Raw genomic sequence first — 19,063 nt, 5'->3', positions numbered from 1 at the left:
CGGATAATTTAAATGTTGATGCGGATGCGTTGACTGCTGTCGAAGCATCCATGCCGATACACAATAAGGACGCGAGAGCAAGTTTAGCAGTTAAGCTAATCCTCTGCGAACTTTGTTTAACCGGTTTGTCATGCGGGTAATTGTTAAATTTCATACTTAGTCTTAGGGTTAGTTTAGTTAAAATTAATACTGTTCGTGGAACGATAACTATGTTTCCATGACGTCTGGGTGGGCATGCAAACAGCAACTATAGCCGGTTGCATAGTGGGGGAGCGCTTTTTAATTCATTAGTTGAGTATTAGTGTTACTTAATAATTAGATTATTAGCTAACTTCGAGAACACTGACCAATTAATAAATATCGTTAAAGATGGACTTTTAAGGAGTATATCGGGCTTTGACGTTTATTTATCTTACACCAAAACTTTCTAAATCTTCCTAGAAAAGCTTTATTAAATCAATTAGTGTTCAAAGTTTAGCGACCTAAAGTAACATTTAATTTACATAATTTGAAGTACTTTGTAAAAAATTTAAAAAGTTTTAGTGAATTAGCTATTCTTTTATAAATAAATTCTAAGTTTACCTCAATATGTTGTTAAGTAAAGCCGACTTTTTGATTGATCATAGCGAAACCATAAAGTGTTTATATTACAATAAGGTATTAACCAGTACCGAAGTGAGTAACTACACCGGTAAAAGCATCCCCCACGTAATAAAAGTTCTTGCAGAGCTTAAAAAGGCAGGATATGTGCAGGAAAAGGGCCTTGCCAGCTCAAGTGGTGGAAGAAAGCCTTTAAATTATTCGCTGGTTCCTGGTTCTCACTATATATTGTCTGTAGCAATGGATCAATTTTCGGCTCAGATGGTAATTGTAGATATGAATAACAATTTTATCACGGAAACTTCGCGATATGAATTTAATATCGACAGCCTCAGCCCTGCCGAACTGATACACTATATAGATAGCTTTATAAAAAGCATTAACATCGCAAAAAAAGATATTATAGGTATTGGATTAACCATGCCTGGGTTTATTGATACCGAAAGAGGCATTAACTATACCTATATAGTACACGGCGGCCAATCACTGGTAGATCATATAGAAGAGAATATAGGAATCCCGGTATTTCTGGAAAATGATTCGACAGCTATAGCATTGGCCGAACAAAAGTTTGGTGTTGCGGGGCACATTAAAAACGTGATGGTGCTAAACCTTGGCTGGGGCATAGGGCTGGGAATGATTTTAAATGACCAGATTTTTAGAGGGAATAATGGCCTGGCTGGTGAGTTTAGTCATATCCCGCTTTTTAAAAATGGTAAACTTTGCAAATGTGGTAAACACGGCTGCCTGGAAACAGAAGCATCACTTATTGCCGTTACAGCTAGTGCCAAACAAGGTATTAAAGAAGGTTTGACCACAAGTTTAGCCCATTACCCCGAAGTTAATGCTGATATTATAATTAGTGAAGCAATTAAGGGCGACGTTTTTTCTGTTAAATTAATATCCGAGGCGGCTTATCATGTGGGCGAGGGCCTGGCCATACTTATCCATTTGATGAACCCCGGCGCTATAGTTTTAAGTGGAAAAGGGAGTGTAGTTGGTAAACTGTGGCTGGCACCTATACAGCAAGCTATTAATGAACATTGCATCCCCATGCTTACTAATTTTACAGATTTTAATATATCAAATTTAACCACTAAGGCACAACTTATAGGTGGTGCTGCATTGGTGGTAGAAAATTTTGGTAAAAATTTAGAAGAAAGATTGACCGCTATCGAAGATAGCCTCCTTAATAAAGCCTCTTGAAATGATTAAACTCCCGTTCAACCCAAGTACTACTAAATTTTTAGCTTCGATTTTATTCCTGTTATTGTTAAAACAATCATTTGCGCAGCAGCATAACATGTCTAAAAAATACCAGGCGCCAGACGATGTTGCCGTACAGCAAAAACTTGCCCAATGGCAAGACCTTAAGTTTGGTTTATTTATGCACTGGGGTACTTACAGCGAATGGGGAGTAGTTGAAAGCTGGAGCATTTGCCCAGAAGATGAAGGCTGGACGCAAAGAAAAGGCCCATATGGTGCCACCTACGAGGGTTATAAAAAGGCTTACGAAAATCTTCAGACCACTTTTAATCCCGTTAAGTTTGACCCGGATAAATGGGTAAAGGCTGCCAAGTATGCGGGTATGAAATACATGATTTTTACCACCAAGCATCACGATGGTTTTTCGATGTTTGATACCAAGCAAACCGATTATAAGATTACCGATGCCAAAACACCGTTTTCTAAAAACCCCAAGGCTAACGTAACTAAAGAGATTTTTAACAGCTTCCGTAAAGAAAACTTTATGATCGGCGCTTACTTTTCTAAACCAGACTGGCATTCGCCGGAGTATTGGTGGCCATACTTCCCGCCTAAAGACCGTAATGTAAATTACGACCCGGCTAAATACCCGGAGCACTGGCAAAAATTTAAAGATTTTACATACAACCAAATCCAGGAGTTAATGACAGGATACGGTAAAGTAGATATTTTATGGCTCGATGGCGGCTGGGTGCGCCCTAAAAATACAATCGATACAACGGTAGATTGGCAAAAAGGCATCAAATTTAACCAGGATATTGATATGCCTAAAATTGCGGCAATGGGTCGTAAAAATCAACCCGGCTTAATTGTGGTTGATCGTACCGTATCTGGTCAGTATGAAAACTATACCACTCCGGAGCAGGAAGTACCTGCAGCACCACTAGATCATCCCTGGGAAAGCTGTATTACTATGGGTAACTCCTGGAGTTACGTGCCCGGCGATCATTATAAATCTGCCCATGACATTGTTCAATTACTGGTGAAAATTGTATCACGCGGCGGCAACCTGCTCATGAACATTGGCCCCGGCCCGGATGGCGACTTTGACCCCGAAGCTTATAACCGCCTGAATGCTATTGGTGATTGGATGAAAATTAATGGCGAAGGGATTTATAACTCACGTGCTGTTGCTCCGTATTCATCAGGCAATATATATTACACCAAAAATAAAGACAAGAACCGGATTTATGCCTTTGTACTTGCTGATAAAGAAAGTGTGAGCTTGCCAGTCACCCTAAATATCACTTTAAAGGATATTAAGAAGGTTAAAAATGTAAGTATGCTTGGCAGCACACAAAAGTTAAAATGGAAAACTAGTGCCGATGGTATAGATTTAACGATACCTGCATCTGCTAATAACATCGGGCTAAAACAAGCAGCCTGCTTTACCATAGATTATTAACTTTCTAACTATAATATATTGCAAACTACATTTAATTATTCGAGCCGGTACTTATCAAAAAGAACAAGGCAATATCTAAAAGTTACTTTTGCTGTTTTTGCAGGTCTTGTTTCAACAGCAAAGGCGCAAACAAGTTATGAACTAAATACCGGCTGGAAATGCGCACCCATTGCAGATGTTAAGGCAAGCGGAACCACCGTTTCTGCAAATACCTTCACAGTTAACAATTGGATGTCGGCTACAGTACCCGGTACAGTTTTAACTACGCTTTTAAATAATAAGAAAGTGCCCGACCCTTTTTACGGCATGAATAATGAAAGGATCAAGGATATTTATAATACGGGCCGCGATTATTATACCTATTGGTTTGTAAAAGATTTTAAAGAAGCCGCACCCGTAGCAGGTAACCAGGTTTATTTAAATTTTAGAGGCGTTAACTACAGCTGCGAAATTTATTTAAACGGTAAAAAAGTAAATCCGCAAACACATCATGGTATGTTTTTGCGTCAATCTTATAACATTACCTCACTACTAAGCAAGGACGGCGAAAACCGTTTGGCAGTATTAGTTTACCCGCCCGACCCGGTTGGTAACCCCAATGGTGGCCAGGGTGGCGATGGCCGCATAGCCAAAGGTGTGGGCTTGCAGTACACAGCCGGCTGGGATTGGATCCAGCCCATGCGCGATCGTAACACCGGAATCTGGGATAAAGTCACTATCGAAAAAACAGGCGCAATAAACATCATTAATCCGCATGTGGTAACAGTTGTGCCAGGTGTGAGGAGTGTTAACGGTGTGCAGCAGCCTGCTATTATCAAAGCAACTGCCGAACTCCAGAATGCAACTGCAAAAGCCGTCAATGGTACCCTGCAATATATGCTGGATGGTAACCTGGTTAAAAGAAGTGTTACAATCCCTGCTAACTCAACTCAGGAAATTGCTCTGGGCGATTTTACCCTTAAAAATCCAAAGCTTTGGTGGCCAAACGGCTACGGCCCTCAAAACCTGTACGACCTTAAAATGCAATTTTTAACGGATGGTACAAAGCTATCCGATCAGGAAACAGTATCTGTTGGTGTAAGGCAAATAACTAGCGACTGGAGCACTGAAACACACAGCCGTTATATTATGGTAAACGGGCAAAAAGTATTTATAAAAGGCGGTAACTGGATCATCTCTGATGCCATGCTGCGCTTTACCAATGCACGTTATGATGCCGAAGTAAGATTTCACCGCGATATGAACCTTAACCTCATTAGGGTGTGGGGTGGTGCTTTAGTAGAACGACCGGAGTTCTATAAAGCCTGTGATAAATATGGCATGCTTGTATTTCAGGATTTCTGGATTTCGGGCGATGCTGATGGTAAATGGCTTGACCCTTTTAAAGCCGAAGACCAATGGACCCGCCGTAAATATCCCGACGATCACAAACTATATCTGAAATCGGTAGCCGATCAAATAAAACTGGTACGTAACCATGCCTCGTTGGCTATCTGGTGCGGTGGTAACGAAACCACCCCGCCGGAAGATATTTTGCTGGCGGTTAGGGATACAATTATGCCCAAACTTGATGGTACGCGCTGGTTTGTAGATTACTCTAATTCTGATAAAATGTCGTTGAACACCTTAGGTGGTAATGGCGATGGCCCCTACGGCATCCAGCCTTTGTCTGCCTTTTGGGAAGCGCGCACTTATCCGTTTAATTCTGAGGTAGGCTCGGTTGGTGTAAGCGATTACGAATCGCTGCAACGTTTTATTCCTAAAGAAAATCTGGTTGCACCACAATATTCGGCAAATGGCAAAACCAAAACCGATTCTGTATGGGAGTATCATAAATACATCGGTTATGATGCAGCTATTGACCCTTATGGAAAGGCTAAAGATGCTAAAGACTTTGCTACAAAAGCGCAACTGGTAAATTACGATCAGTACCGTAGCTTAATGGAAGGTTTCAGTTCGCACATGTGGAGTTGGTATACCGGTACCATTATATGGAAAACCCAAAACCCGTGGACTGCCATGCGTGGCCAGATGTATGATTATTACCTTGACCCTAACGCCTGCCTTTATGGCCTCCACAATGGTAGCGAATCATTACATGCCATGTACAACCCGGTAACAGGTATGGTTAGCATAATTAATAACGGTTTTGAAATAAAGCGCGATTTAATGCTTGCCGTAAGCACCATTGACATGGCCGGCAAGGATAGCCTGTTAACACAGCTTTTTGTGGAAGCGCAACCATCAACAGTAAAAGCATTTTTACCAATGAAACCTGCTGTAGACCAATCGGCAAAAGATAAAGGCGTGTTTTTATGCCTCCAGATTTTGGACAAAAATAAAAACAAACTAAGCGAAAATATTTACTGGATAGCAGATGAGCACGGCATATACTCTGGCTTAAAGGATCTGCAGCAGGCCAAATTAAGTACCACGGCACGTAAAAGCGCAGATGGTAAAATTGAGGTAACATTAACCAACGCTACCAAAGCGCCATTGGCATTTTTCAACAGATTATCGCTGGTTGATCCGGTTACGCATAAACGCATTTTACCTGTTTTTTATTCAGATAATTATATCTCGGTACTTCCGGGCGATCATAAAAAGGTGGTGCTTGATTACGAGCCACAGGCAGGGCAACCTATGCCGCTGGTAAGTATAAGCGGATGGAATTTAGCCGAACAGTTTATTGCAGTGCAATAACACTATTTAATTAACCCCAATTGCTGATGGGCAGCTATGATGTTGGGCTTAACTAAAATTAAAATAATATGCCGGCAGCGTATGCTGCCGGTTAGTATATACCCTTTATTTTTTAAACATCATGACTAATGTATCCAGCCCGGCAGCAAACGGGAAAAGCGATGGCAGCTCCAACGCCATTTACATCATCGGCGCTCTGTTCTTCATTTTCGGGTTTGTAACCTGGATGAACTCCGTTTTAATTCCCTACCTGAAACTGGCCTGCGAGCTTAATAATTTCGAATCGTACCTGGTTGCATTCGCTTTTTATATTTCCTACCTGGTAATGGCCATCCCATCGGCCTGGCTGTTAAAAAAAACCGGCTTTAAAAATGGCATGTCTGTAGGCTTGGGTATTATGGCACTTGGGGCTTTAATATTTATACCCGCGGCAATGCACCGTACCTACGAGCTATTCTTATTTGGCCTGTTTGTACAGGGAACAGGTTTGGCTGTGCTACAAACAGCATCAAACCCATACATTACTATTTTAGGCCCGGCGGCAAGCGCGGCAAAACGCATCAGCATTATGGGTATCTGTAATAAAGTTGCCGGCTCTATAGCTCCTATTGTATTGGGTGCTATCACCTTAAAAGATGCCGATGGTTTAAAAGCCCGGTTAGTGACTATGCCTGCGGCTCAAAAAGTTGCCGAGCTAAATGAACTGGCTAGCAGGGTAATATTACCTTATGTAATAATTATTGTGGTATTAATTATCCTCGCAGTTTTAATCTCATTTTCAAAGTTACCGGAGATAGATACCGACCATGAGGACGAAACCGTCGCTGCGGCCAACACCAATAAAACCAGCATTTTTCAATTCCCGCATTTATTACTGGGTGTATTAACGCTGTTCTTATATGTTGGGGTTGAGGTTTTGGCAGGCGATTCTATTATTAGTTACGGTGGCAGCCAGGGTATTCCATTATCAACAGCTAAGTTTTTTACAACCTGTACCTTGTTGGGTATGATATTAGGTTATGTAACCGGTATTATATGTATCCCTAAAGTTTTTACGCAAGAGAAAGCCCTTAAAGTATCTGCTATTATGGGGATCATATTTTCGTTGATCGCCATTTTCACGCATGGATACATATCTGTGCTGTTTATTGCTTTATTGGGTATTGCCAATTCGCTTTTATGGCCAGCTATATGGCCATTGGCCATTGCAGGTTTAGGCCGCTTTACTAAAATTGGATCTTCATTTATGATTATGGCTATTGCAGGTGGCGCGTTAATACCGTTGGCTTATGGCCGTTTAGCTGACATTGTTAACCCAACCAATGCCTACTGGATTTTAGTACCATGTTATAGCTTTATTTTGTTTTATGCAGTTAAGGGCCATAAAATTGGCCTCACTAAAAATGTAGAAATAGCTAACGTTTACCCGGTAGCAGACTAATAAAAATATGATGACTAAGTGTTTTTTATCATCACGCCGGGCTAATTACCAAAAAGTAATGGCCTTAATGTTTGCCATAAGTTTTGGTACAACGGTAACGGCGCAAAATAAATTCGAGGGCCTGGAACATCTGTTTACTGTGCCCAAAAGCTATGTAGTACAGCACACAGATGAAGCCTTAAAAATTGACGGTAACTTACAAGAAAGTGCCTGGCAAAAAGCGCAGTGGACTACCAACTTTGTTGATATTGAAGGTGATTTAAAGCCGGCTCCGTTTTTTGATACCCAGGTAAAAATGCTCTGGAATGATTCGACCTTATTTGTGGCTGCAAAATTGCAAGAGCCACAGGTTTGGGCTACACAGACGCACCACGATGATATTATTTATAAAGATAATGATTTCGAAATTTTTATAAGCCCGGCTAACAACACCCATCAATACTTTGAAATTGAGGTTAATGCGATTAATAAAATATTCGATCTGTTTTTGCCGAAACCATACCGCAACGGCGGCAATGCTTTAATTAGCTGGGACATTGAGCACCTTAAATCTGCAGTGCAGATACAGGGTACACTTAATAAGCCCGGCGATAAAGATAAGGGGTGGACTGTTGAAATGGCTATCCCGCTTAAAGCAATCCGTATGGGCTTTGCAACCGACCCACCTAAAGAGGGATCCATCTGGCGGATCAATTTTTCGCGCGTGGAGTGGGATACCAAGGTTAGAAATGGCAAAAATGTTAAACTAACAAATGCAGAAGGTAAAAACCTGCCCGAGCGAAATTGGGTTTGGTCGCCGCAGGGCATCATTAATATGCATGCGCCCGAGCGTTGGGGCTATTTGCAGTTTACCCGAAAGGATAACAGCGAATTTAAAATGCCTTATACCGAATATCAAAGAAAATATCTTTGGTTGATTTACTATCGCCAAAAACAGTTTCAGGAGAAAAACGGTAAATATGCTGCAACATTGAATGAACTGGGTATCGAGGCCAAGCAAAATGTAGAAGGGCAATCAAATCAACTTAAAATGCAAGCCACCGATAGTCAGTTTACGGCAAGCATTGCCGGCGAGGATGCTAAATTGATTTCGATAAATGATGAAGGACTGATCAAAATTATAAATTCAAAATAATGACAAGCCGTCGTAAATTTTTCAAAAGTACTTTAGTTGCGGGTGTATCCGCATCGCTGTTGCCAACATTGGCTAATGCAGAATCTTACCTATCGGGCAGCCGCAAAAAGAAGTGGAAAAACTGGGTTTGGACAAACCCCAACCTCAAAGATACAGAAGAAGAACTGGCAGACCGTTATAAACGCTTTTACGAAGCGGGCATCAACGGTATTTTTTTTGAAAACGACAGCGAAAAACATTTCAGAGCCGCCAAAGCACAAAAGCTGGAGGCTCATCGTTGGATCTGGACGATGAATCGTGGTGAAAAAACATTGCTAAGCGAACATCCTGAATGGTATGCAGTTAACCGCAAAGGAGAATCATGCGCAGATCATCCGCCGTATGTAAATTACTATCGCTGGTTATGCCCATCGCGCGAGGAGGTAAAACAATACCTGGCCGATGATTATGAGGCTGCCCTGAAAAAAGATTATATTGATGGTATACATCTGGACTATGTACGTTTTTGTGATGTTATATTGCCCGTAAATTTGTGGGATAATTATAAAATTGTACAAACCAGCGAACTGCCCGAATACGATTTTTGTTATTGCCAGGTATGTAAAGATGCCTACAAGGCCGAGCATGGCATTGATATAGATACAGTCCAATATCCCGAAGCAAGCCCATCATGGAGGTTGTTTCGTTATCAGCGTGTTAATAGGGTAGTAGAGCGGCTTACAGCAGTGGCTAAAAAATATAATAAGCCAATAACCGCAGCTGTTTTCCCAACGCCGGATATTGCGCACCGTAACGTAAAGCAAGATTGGGTAAACTGGAATATAAGCGGTGTATGCCCCATGATTTATCATGGCTTTTATAAAGAAAACATTGCCTGGATTGGCGATGCGGTAGCAGAAGGCGTTAAAGCTTTAAATGGTAAATTTCCGCTGTATGCAGGGTTATACTTGTCTGACTTTAAGAACGATAATGAAGTACAGCAAGGTATAGAATACGCGCTTGCAAATGGTGCAGGAGGCGTGTCGTTGTTCGGTAATGTTACCAATACAACCTTGGATGCACTTAAAACAGCTATTAGCAACAGTAAGCGGGTGTAAACTGATTTTAAATTAAGGTAAAATGAATTACAGAGCAACAGTTATTACCGGGGCATTTGTCCTGGTGGCCATAATCAGCCTTAATTCTTTTACTCAAACTAAAGCCAAAGCGGTTGTTTTGGATGATTATGATGGCAAGTTGCTTTTTACCACCCACTGCTCAACCTGCCATATGCTGCCCGACCCTGCCAGCCTCACCAAAACAATCTGGCAAAGCCACGTGCTGCCGGTAATGGCCAGCCGTATGGGTATTATATATCCCGGATATGATCCGCTTGCGGGTTTATCTATCGAGGAGCGCGCCGTAGTTGCCAAAAACCACATCATACCGGATGAGCCTGCCATGAATGATGCTGATTGGAGGAAGCTAACTAAATATGTGGTTGATAACGCACCCGATAGTGTTACTGTTGATGAAAGCCGTTATAATCGTAATTCGCCATTAACTCAATTTAAAAGGAATGATGTTGAGCTAGACTCAAGCAAGCCATCCTTAATTACAGCGCTAAAATATAATACAGATACCAAAACTTTGTGGATTGGTGACTTTTACAACCAGGCTTTAAACTGGCAATACGGAAAGGGGGTAACGAAAACTATTAAAACGGCAAGCCCACCCGTAGACTTTGATTTTTATAAAGGAGATACCTATTTAACTGACATTGGTAAATTATATCCTACCGAATTAAATTCCGGGGCTTATATTAAACTTAATAGCGCAGATGAAGGTACACCGTTAACTGAGCCGCTTCACCGGCCGGTTAGCTCTGTTATAGACGATTTAAATGGCGATGGCGTGCCCGAAATTGTAATGTGCAGTTTTGGTAATAAGATAGGCGCATTATCGCTGTTTAAGCAAGACAAAAATGGCAAATACACCGAGCAGGTTTTATTGCCGCTGCCGGGTGCCATTAAGTGTTTTGTAAAGGATATGGACGGCGATGGTAAAAAAGATATTGTAGCCATGTTTTCGCAGGGGGACGAAAGTGTTTATATTTTTTATCAAAAAGACAATCTTAAATTCAAGGCAAAAAGGGTATTACGTTTCCCGCCCAACTACGGCACTACAGACATGGTTCTGGTAGATTATAACCACGACGGTTTAACTGATATTGTAACCGTACATGGCGACAACGCAGATTATTCAAACATCCTAAAGGCATACCACGGCATCAGGATTAATATTAATGAGGGCAATAACGGCTTTAAAGAAAAGTTCTTTTACCCAATTTATGGGGTAACCAAAGTACTTGCAGAAGATTTTGACCAGGACGGTGATATTGATTTTGCGGCAAGTGCCTTTTTTCCGGAATTTGGTAAACTGGTAGACGAATCATTTATTTATCTGGAAAATAAAGACACAAACGCATATCGCTTTAAATCTTACACATTAAAAAGCGATGTGCCTATCAAAACATTTACCCTTGAGAAAGCCGATATTGACGGAGATGGCGATATGGATATCATAACAGGTAATTTCTCTCACAACCCGGGGCCTATACCTAAAGCGCTTGAGGATAAATTGAAGAATGCTAAATTCGGTTTGTCGATATTTATTAACCAGTTAAATCCAAGGTCCTTAGCGCATTAAGGTTATAACTACCGGAAATTCTCCAGAATAATGCTATCCACAAAAAGACAATATTCAGTAAGAGGACAATAGCTGAACATGGTTTTGATTGCCGTTGATATCCTGCGTATTAAATTCAAATAGCCGTATATTTATATTGTTGTATTAAAATAAGGTAGCAGGATGTTTGATAAAGCAATGTTTGACGCAAAGGTGAAAACCTGGCTAAGTGAACAGATTAAGAAAAGTGTTGTAAAAGAGGTTACAGAGTGCTACGACCTGATGGATAAGGATAACGCCAATAAGTGGAATGTTTTCCGGATCTGTAAAAAACAGTTAAATGCGGTGCGTTCAAAGATAGTTTTGAGTTACGTAAAAGTACTTGAATTGGTAGTTCTGATCTATAAATGACCGGTTTTGGTTAATTAAAAAAGTCATTTTTTATACTTTATGTTCTTCGCAGGGACGTAGCCATATCCACCTTCCATAATTGTGGTTTCACCTGGTATGCGCATTGTGATGTTGGCGGTAGCTGTAAGTAAGGCTACCCCCGAACCGAATAATCATCTAAATTATTCTTTTAATTAAGACTTTTCAGGCAAAATTGGTAGGGCTATACAAAAGGCTACTTATTTGCCTATCAAACGCAGCCTGCTTGAGAAATTCCGCATTCAGCCCGTGCATGCCAGCCTATAGTGCAGTTATTTTTAGAAAATGAATACACTCAAAAGTGCTTAAATCTTTATGGCTTCCGTTCTAATTAAGCTGATGTAATTATAGCTTAAATTAAATTCACCAAACAATGGTTCATGTTTATTTGTAGGTAATAAAGTATGAAACAGATGGTCTATTTCATACTTTATTAATAGTAACCTTAAAATCTATCGTTATGGCTTTCAAAGCAAGATCGAATTTTTCGGGCAAAGAGTACAACATGCTCAATTGCAGTATACCCTAAATCGTGATATAAAATCCAAATAACTCCCATCTTCAGGAGTATATGGAATGTAAATTATACAACATATACTTCGGTACCATGGTTGTCTGTGTAACTCTATAACAGGCAGCAGTATTTCAACACATGTTTTTGTTAAGCATATCATTCATAGTTCATAAATACATATTAATTAATAATGGAACAGACTAAGAGATTTAGTTTTTTTGATACCGGCGACTTACCGCAACCCCAGGTAAAAGCTAAGCCCCAGCCGGTTACGCCCGTGGCACCCCGTGAAACACGATCTGCAAAATACCGTTGCGAACAAACTGTTGTTACTAAGGTAAATGGTGTTATTGCTAACCATGCCGAAACAAAAAGGGAGTTTCACATTAAAAGAAGCTTTACCGATGAGGGGATTGTGGTTGATGTGGAAATGACCGATAACATTATTAACCTTAACCCTCCACAGCTTCAGGAAGCGGTAAGCCTGGTATGCGAAATAGATAATGTTAAATGTAACACACGCGTATTGGTTGATAGCCAAACCGGTAAAATGAAGCGTATTTTAAACCATGAGGAAATAATTAGCAACTGGAATACTTATAAAGACAGCCTTAATAACCGGTACAGCTTTTTAAGGGACCCGGAAGCTCGTACAAACCTGCAGAAATTTATTAGCGGTGCCGAAGTATTTATAAAGGATGAGAAACTGCTTATTGCTGATCTGGAAACCAAGTTGTTTTTCGATGTTTTTTTTGATACTTACCTGACGCAGGAAAAACCCTCATTTGGTTCCTATACACGCACTTTTTATTCGCAGCTATTTGACGCCTTGCCGGTACCGGTAAATATAGAACAACTGATTATGAATGAAACGCCTAATGCGGTTTATGTAAGCAAGATTGGTAAAATGGATACCTCCAAATTAGATCTGGCCAGAATGAATAATATTTACGAGCAGAAATTTAAGCCGATGATACAGTATAAGTTTTCGGAATTTAATTTCAGCTATATAGAGAAAAATCAGATTAACACTGCCGAAAATTTATTGCAAACTGCAGAGGTAAATATTGTTGAGGAGGTTAAAAATAATATTCAGATACTAATTAACTATAACTTAAAACAAATAGAATGAGTAGCTTCATACCAGAAGGTGCAAATGTTATTTGTACCAACATGACCAACGGTTCGCCGTTGCAAATTTTACGTAATCACAATACCACGGTTGCTTATCTGAGCAAAAAGAAACCACTATTAAACCGGGCCGACAGAAAAATAAGCGCCAGTTTTCAATGCAAAAACCAATCGAAGTTTTGGGGTGGCCTGGCTACCTTAACGGCTGGTATAGCTGTTGGTGCTTTGGTGGTGTTTGCCGTAGCTGCCACAGTAGCTACCGGGGGGCTGGCAGGGGTAGCCATTGCCGCAGCCGCAGAAACCATAGCATCAGCCGCACTAGCAACAGGTGTGGTATCGGCTATAGCATCTGGAGTGCTGGGGGCTGCAACTAATTCAATAGTAAAGCATGCTTGCGATGTTACCCTTGGTTCGCCATGGATGAAAGATACATGGCATAAAACTGTATTATTAGATAAAGACAATGCTTTATTGAACATTTCTATTTTGCAATGCTCTAACGGGGGGATGGTATCCATTATACTAGACAAACCTACCGCCATGGATGCTGCAAAAAAGATCAGCGAAAACAACAACGAGGAAATTGACGAGCATTATAAATCTGAATTTGCCATAGGCGTTGTTACCGGTGTTGTTATTACGGCCATGGGGGCTTCTGTAGTAGGCGTATTGGTTGGCGGCGGCATTGCAACTTACGACTATGCACATACGCAAACCGACAGGCAAGAAAATGAAACCAAACATATAGAGAGCACCCATGCCGAAGATGTGCATACTGCACAGGTTGAACAGGGCCGTTATATTGGGATAGCAGGCGTTGCCGATGTAGGGGATAAGAGTAATGAGGTACGCGTAGACTTAGTTAAAGAAGGCACAGAAACTGCTAAGCAGTCTGAAGAGATGGGCGAACAGGCTAAATATTACAGAGAACAAACCGCTTTACGCCAAAGTGAGGGAGCACCCGAGAGTAGTGTAGCATCTGCCAAAAATGCGGCAAGTATGTCGGGCGAGGCAGAGGAGACATTGGCTACTTCGGCAGGAAATACACTTAAATCCTCAAAAAATCTTTTAACGCTTCTAAAAGGTATTAGTTGGGGGAAAGTTGCCGGCGGTGTGGGTATTGGGATTGCCGGCGCCGTAGTTAACTTTTACATCGACGATCATTATTATGAGGAAGAAAAAGATAAGCAAAAGGAGACTGAACGAGTATATAGAGACGATGTATTAGTAGATATGAGAATACTTTCTGAAAGCAAAAGCAATGCAGGTATCTTTTCAAAAACACAATAATAATGAAAAATTTAATTGTTGGTATCGCTGTTGCAGTTGGGATGTGCATAGGGGTTCCGGTTTATCTCTTTGTGGTAAACAATCTTTTTCACAAAGGCAACAATGTAAAGAATATTGTACCCGTGTATATCCACAACTCACAGCAGTTTAAAGTGTTGGTGCCAGATCGCGATCCGAGAGATCCTAATAGTTTGCTTACTTACAAAGACACAAGCTATTTTAGTAAACTGCAAAAAAATGGTCGAGGTGATCTTTTTAAAATCAAAATTTTTAGCTCTGAATACAAAAAATATTTTGAGATTAGGATGTTTGATTCATCGCCAACAATTTTTCTGCCCGATATACTTTCCAAAAAGTACGTAATTCTAACTGTAAATAAAGGTGAGTGGAGTAATCCCTTATTGGGCACTAGAGAAAACCCTGTACCTGTTTTTAAGTACGAAGGTACTCCGCCAATAACTTACGGTGGTGGGACTTATGAAGTTTCTGGAGAGGCTTATAAACATAATGTTACACAATACTTAAGTTTTATGTTAACTAAAGACGAATTCGAAAAACGCTTTGGTAAACAAGATAAATAGTTGAATCGCAATTCGGTTTTATGAATAAAACTTTAATCGGCATTGCTGTAGCAGTAGGTATGGTTATCGGATTGCCTTTATACCTATATGTGGTTAACCATCTTTTTTATAAAGGCAATGATGCAAAAGCTGTTATCCCCACTTATATTCAAAATTCAATTGAATTGAAGGTTCAAATACCCGAGCAAAATCCTTTTGATCTCAACAAAAGTTTATTAACATTTGAGTATTCAGATTATAAAAGTGTTTTAAATAAAAACGGGAATGGCAATCTGTATTTAATGAAATTTTATAGTTCGGAGTATAAGAAATACTTTGTTGCCCGATTATTTGATTATTCAAAAACGTTTTTTCTACATCTGACTATGGATAAGAAAGATGTGTTCATAACAGTAAATCAAGACGATCTTAACAATACAAAATATGGTTCAAAAACAAATCCGGTACCAGTATTTAAATACAGGGGGCTTACTCCGCTAATCCATAATGATGTAAATCTTGACATAACTGAGGCTGAATATCAACATAACGTTACCCAGTACCTCACCTATTATATGTCGAAAGAGGATTTTAAAAAGCGATTTGGAAAGTAGTTAATGTGGTTACATATAGCCAAACATGAAAAAAGCATTTGTAGGCATTGCTGTAGCAGTAGGTATGGTTATCGGATTGCCTTTATACCTATACGTAGTTAACCATCTTTTCTATAAGGGCAATGATGCAAAAGCTATTGTCCCCGTTTATATTCATAACTCACAGCAGTTTAAAGTATTGGTGCCAGAGCGCGATCCGAGAGATATTAATAGTTTGCTTACTTACAAAGACACAAGCTATTTTAGTAAACTGCAAAAAAATGGCCGTAGTGATCTTTTTGAAATCAAAATTTTTAGCTCTGAATACAAAAAATATTTTGAGATTAGGATGTTTGATTCATCGCCAACAATTTTTCTGCCCGATATACTTTCCAAAAAGTACGTGATTTTAACTGTAAATAAAGGTGAGTGGAGTAATCCCTTATTGGGCACTAGAGAAAACCCTGTACCTGTTTTTAAGTACCAAGGTACTTCACCAATAACTTACGGTGGAGTAACTTATGAAGTTTCTGAAGAGGCTTATAAACATAATGTTACACAATACTTAAGTTTTATGTTAACTAAAAACGAATTCGAAAAACGCTTTGGGAAACAAGCGAAATTTATTAGCCTGAATCGGCGTTAATAGCATAAAAAAGCGCCTAAATCATTGATTTAAGCGCTTTCGAAAGGTTTTGACGCCTTTTTTCGGAATAAACGGGATTCGAACCACTGCCGCAATGCTTTGTATTTCAGTAATTTATACATTTCGAACCTTGTTAATCACCGCGAAGGTTACGGGTTAAATTTGAGGTTTATTGAGTCGTTTTAAAGAACTTTTACAAATCAAAGGTCCTATTTTAACCCTAACTAATGCATACGGTATTAATACTTGCCTGCTACAATTATTATTTAGTTACAATAGCATTTTTTTTACTGACCGTTTGCGCGCTGAAATAGCCAATACATCCACCAGAAATATTTGATTCGGGAGTGGAGGGAGTAGCCAGTTGATCATTGTAAAAAGCCACACTTTCGGCTTCCTGCAAAAAATTATATGCGCCTTTATCTATACCTACCAGGGAAACACTTACATGGTCATTCTTTTTAATTGCCCCTGTGTCTGTGACCAACGCTGTGCGAATATATTTGCCATTAGATAACAAGTCATCCTGGGTTTGAAACCGGTTTAAGTTAACTCCGTTTTTTTGGATGTTGAACTTATAAAAATTGGTGGCTTTCGTGGGGTCCTGGAAATGGGCAACCGGTTGAATCATATTTTTAATTGATGTATAATCAAAGCTTACAGAATCAAGCACCACCGGATATGGCATTGTTGATGTAGATAAATAAGTTTTTCCATCAACTACAACCTTAAGCTGATAGGCACTGCCGGGTTTACCGTTAATTACATGGGTGGTATAAATGCCTGCAGATGTTTCAGTTAACAAATCGGTAACTCCGGCGGTTTGATCTGTAATAGTTACCGATGCGCCAGAAACATTAGGATAAGTATTATCGGCATAAAACCCAACAGTTTTTGAAATGTTGATGTGATAAGGCCCCGCCGTATCACTTACAGCCCCTTCAATAACCAGTTGTGGCGTTGAACCTGGTAAGGGCGGTACAATAGTTTTTTGGCAAGAAGCAAAAGTGATTACGGTAACAAGTATAAATATTATTGATTTTAAGTTTTTCATGTTTTTTTTAGAATTTGAAGTTGTAAGTAACTGCGGGTACCATTTTAAAAAGCGTAGTCTGCAACACCTGGGTTTTGCCGGCGTCTTTCGGGTCGGTTTGAAAAACAATAGCATATGGGTTTGACGCACCATATAAATTATATACCGAAAAATTCCAGCTGCTTTCATATTTCGCTGTTTTTTTCGCTAAAAGTGTGGCACCTACGTCAAGCCGGTTGTAGGCGGGCATACGGCTGCTGTTTCTGTTGCCATAGGTATAAACCGGAGCGCCATCTACGGCAAATTTTCCTGATGGCCAGGTAACTGCGTTGCCTGTATTGTAAACAAAATTTGCAGAAAAGGTCCATTTATTGCCGGCCTGGTACATACCTACTAATGATAAATGATGTGTTTGATCCTGTGTAGCCGGGTAATAATTGCCGTTATTAATGCCGGCTATTTTTGTTTCTGTACGGGATAAAGTATAACTCAGCCAGCCGGTAAATTTCCCACTCTTCTTTTTGATGTAGGTTTCCCAACCGTATGCTCTTCCTGAACCAAACAGCAGATCTGCTTCTATATTTTCATTACCCGTTAACTGAGCACCGTTTTTATAATCAATTTGATTTTGAAGGTTTTTGTAATACACTTCGGTAGAAAATTCGTAGCCATGATTATGGAAAGTGCGATAAAAGCCAAGGGCAACCTGGTCGGCTATTTCGGGTTTAATGTTGTTGCTGCTCGGCAGGTAAATATTTGTAGGAGAAAGAGATGTTGAGTTATTCAGCAAATGAATATTTTGTACATTACGATCATACGAAAGTTTAACGGCGTTATTTTCATTCAACTGGTAGTTTGCTGCAAAACGCGGCTCGGGTGTAAAATAGTTTTTAACCACTTTGTCGCTTCCGTAGTAGGTACTATCTGATTTGCTGCCGCTTTTATCATAAGTGTAAAAGGTTCCGGGGCCCAAAACAGTTAAATTACTTAGCCTAACACCATAAGTGATCTTTAGCTTATCGGTAGCATTCCATTCATTTGACAGGTAAAGAGCTGTTTCCTGGGCATGCTTTTTTTGTAAAAAAATATTATTGAAACTTGACGAAGCTGTAGAAAGTGCCGTACCCGGTTGGGTTACGTGAAAAATTGATTCAAACCCAAAGCTTAATTTATTTGAACTATTCAAATAGTAGTTAAAATCCTGCTTTAAATTGTAATCTATAATAGAAGAGTTAATTTTTATATTGTCGAGGTTGTTTTGGATAGCTACATTATAATTGTACTTGCTATAAATTAACGAGGTATTTGAAAATAGCTTGCTGCTAAAAATATGGTTCCATCGCAATGTCCCTGTGGCATTGCCGTAATTAAGGCCAAAATTGTTTCTGAAACTCATCACATCCTTGCCAAAATACCCTGATAAAAAGATCCGGTTATTATCATTGATCTGGTAATTGGCCTTCAGGTTTACATCATAAAAATATAGCTTACTGTGTTTAAGTGTAGTGTCTGATGCAAAGCCGGTGAATAGATCGGCATAGCTTCTGCGTGCGCTAACAATGAATGATCCCTTATGATCAAACAAAGGCGCTTCAATTGTTAGCCTTGATGCAATAAGGCCAAGCCCGCCACTTACGCCAAACTTTTGGC

At 39.9% G+C, this 19,063-nt stretch carries 15 protein-coding genes; 13 read left to right on the top strand and 2 right to left on the bottom strand.

Annotated elements, in window-relative coordinates; all coding sequences use genetic code 11:
• The first annotated feature begins 588 nt into the window (after positions 1-588).
• From RG47T_RS19955 to RG47T_RS19895, 13 genes are all read left to right on the top strand, one after another.
• Positions 589-1,806, top strand: coding sequence for an ROK family protein (locus RG47T_RS19955; RefSeq protein WP_074491201.1), 1,218 nt, complete (start codon positions 589-591; stop codon positions 1,804-1,806).
• A gap of 1 nt (position 1,807) precedes the next feature.
• Positions 1,808-3,271, top strand: a complete 1,464-nt coding sequence (locus RG47T_RS19950; RefSeq protein ID WP_083627471.1) for an alpha-L-fucosidase — start codon at positions 1,808-1,810, stop codon at positions 3,269-3,271.
• An 18-nt stretch (positions 3,272-3,289) separates the two neighbouring features.
• Positions 3,290-5,974, top strand: a complete 2,685-nt coding sequence (locus tag RG47T_RS19945) for a glycoside hydrolase family 2 protein (RefSeq protein WP_074491200.1) — start codon at positions 3,290-3,292, stop codon at positions 5,972-5,974.
• Between the two features lie 121 nt (positions 5,975-6,095).
• Entirely contained in the window at positions 6,096-7,415 is a 1,320-nt protein-coding gene (locus tag RG47T_RS19940; RefSeq protein WP_074491199.1) for a sugar MFS transporter, read from the top strand.
• A 7-nt stretch (positions 7,416-7,422) separates the two neighbouring features.
• Positions 7,423-8,550, top strand: coding sequence for a carbohydrate-binding family 9-like protein (locus RG47T_RS19935; protein ID WP_083627470.1), 1,128 nt, complete (start codon positions 7,423-7,425; stop codon positions 8,548-8,550).
• Complete coding sequence (locus tag RG47T_RS19930) at positions 8,550-9,647, top strand: family 10 glycosylhydrolase (RefSeq protein WP_074491197.1); 1,098 nt, start codon at positions 8,550-8,552, stop codon at positions 9,645-9,647. Before RG47T_RS19935 ends, RG47T_RS19930 begins: the two co-directional genes overlap by 1 nt.
• A 22-nt stretch (positions 9,648-9,669) precedes the next feature.
• Positions 9,670-11,238: an FG-GAP repeat domain-containing protein gene (locus RG47T_RS19925; protein WP_074491196.1), complete on the top strand. Its 1,569-nt coding sequence runs from the start codon at positions 9,670-9,672 to the stop codon at positions 11,236-11,238.
• A gap of 162 nt (positions 11,239-11,400) precedes the next feature.
• On the top strand, positions 11,401-11,628 hold the full coding sequence (locus tag RG47T_RS19920) for a hypothetical protein (protein ID WP_074491195.1): 228 nt from the start codon (positions 11,401-11,403) through the stop codon (positions 11,626-11,628).
• Between the two features lie 722 nt (positions 11,629-12,350).
• Complete coding sequence (locus tag RG47T_RS19915; RefSeq protein WP_074491194.1) at positions 12,351-13,292, top strand: hypothetical protein; 942 nt, start codon at positions 12,351-12,353, stop codon at positions 13,290-13,292.
• Positions 13,289-14,581: a PAAR-like protein gene (locus RG47T_RS19910; protein WP_074491193.1), complete on the top strand. Its 1,293-nt coding sequence runs from the start codon at positions 13,289-13,291 to the stop codon at positions 14,579-14,581. Before RG47T_RS19915 ends, RG47T_RS19910 begins: the two co-directional genes overlap by 4 nt.
• Before the next feature lie 2 nt (positions 14,582-14,583).
• Entirely contained in the window at positions 14,584-15,162 is a 579-nt protein-coding gene (locus RG47T_RS19905; protein ID WP_074491192.1) for a DUF8188 family protein, read from the top strand.
• A 20-nt stretch (positions 15,163-15,182) separates the two neighbouring features.
• Positions 15,183-15,755, top strand: a complete 573-nt coding sequence (locus RG47T_RS19900) for a DUF8188 family protein (RefSeq protein WP_074491191.1) — start codon at positions 15,183-15,185, stop codon at positions 15,753-15,755.
• Between the two features lie 25 nt (positions 15,756-15,780).
• Complete coding sequence (locus RG47T_RS19895; RefSeq protein WP_074491190.1) at positions 15,781-16,380, top strand: DUF8188 family protein; 600 nt, start codon at positions 15,781-15,783, stop codon at positions 16,378-16,380.
• 262 nt (positions 16,381-16,642) lie between these two features.
• On the opposite strand, the gene RG47T_RS19890 is transcribed toward RG47T_RS19895, so the two are convergent.
• Positions 16,643-17,434 carry a DUF4249 domain-containing protein gene (locus tag RG47T_RS19890; protein WP_074491189.1) on the bottom strand — a complete coding sequence of 264 codons (792 nt, stop codon included), beginning with the start codon at positions 17,432-17,434 and terminating at the stop codon, positions 16,643-16,645.
• A gap of 7 nt (positions 17,435-17,441) precedes the next feature.
• Positions 17,442-19,063: TonB-dependent receptor plug domain-containing protein (locus RG47T_RS19885; protein ID WP_253187545.1), on the bottom strand; the 1,622-nt coding region annotated here is incomplete at its 5' end.

It is taken from the genome of Mucilaginibacter polytrichastri, from assembly GCF_001911425.1.
Taxonomy (GTDB): domain Bacteria; phylum Bacteroidota; class Bacteroidia; order Sphingobacteriales; family Sphingobacteriaceae; genus Mucilaginibacter; species Mucilaginibacter polytrichastri.
The sequence above is the reverse complement of the archived record's forward strand: the minus strand, read 5'-3'. Positions and strand labels throughout refer to the sequence as shown.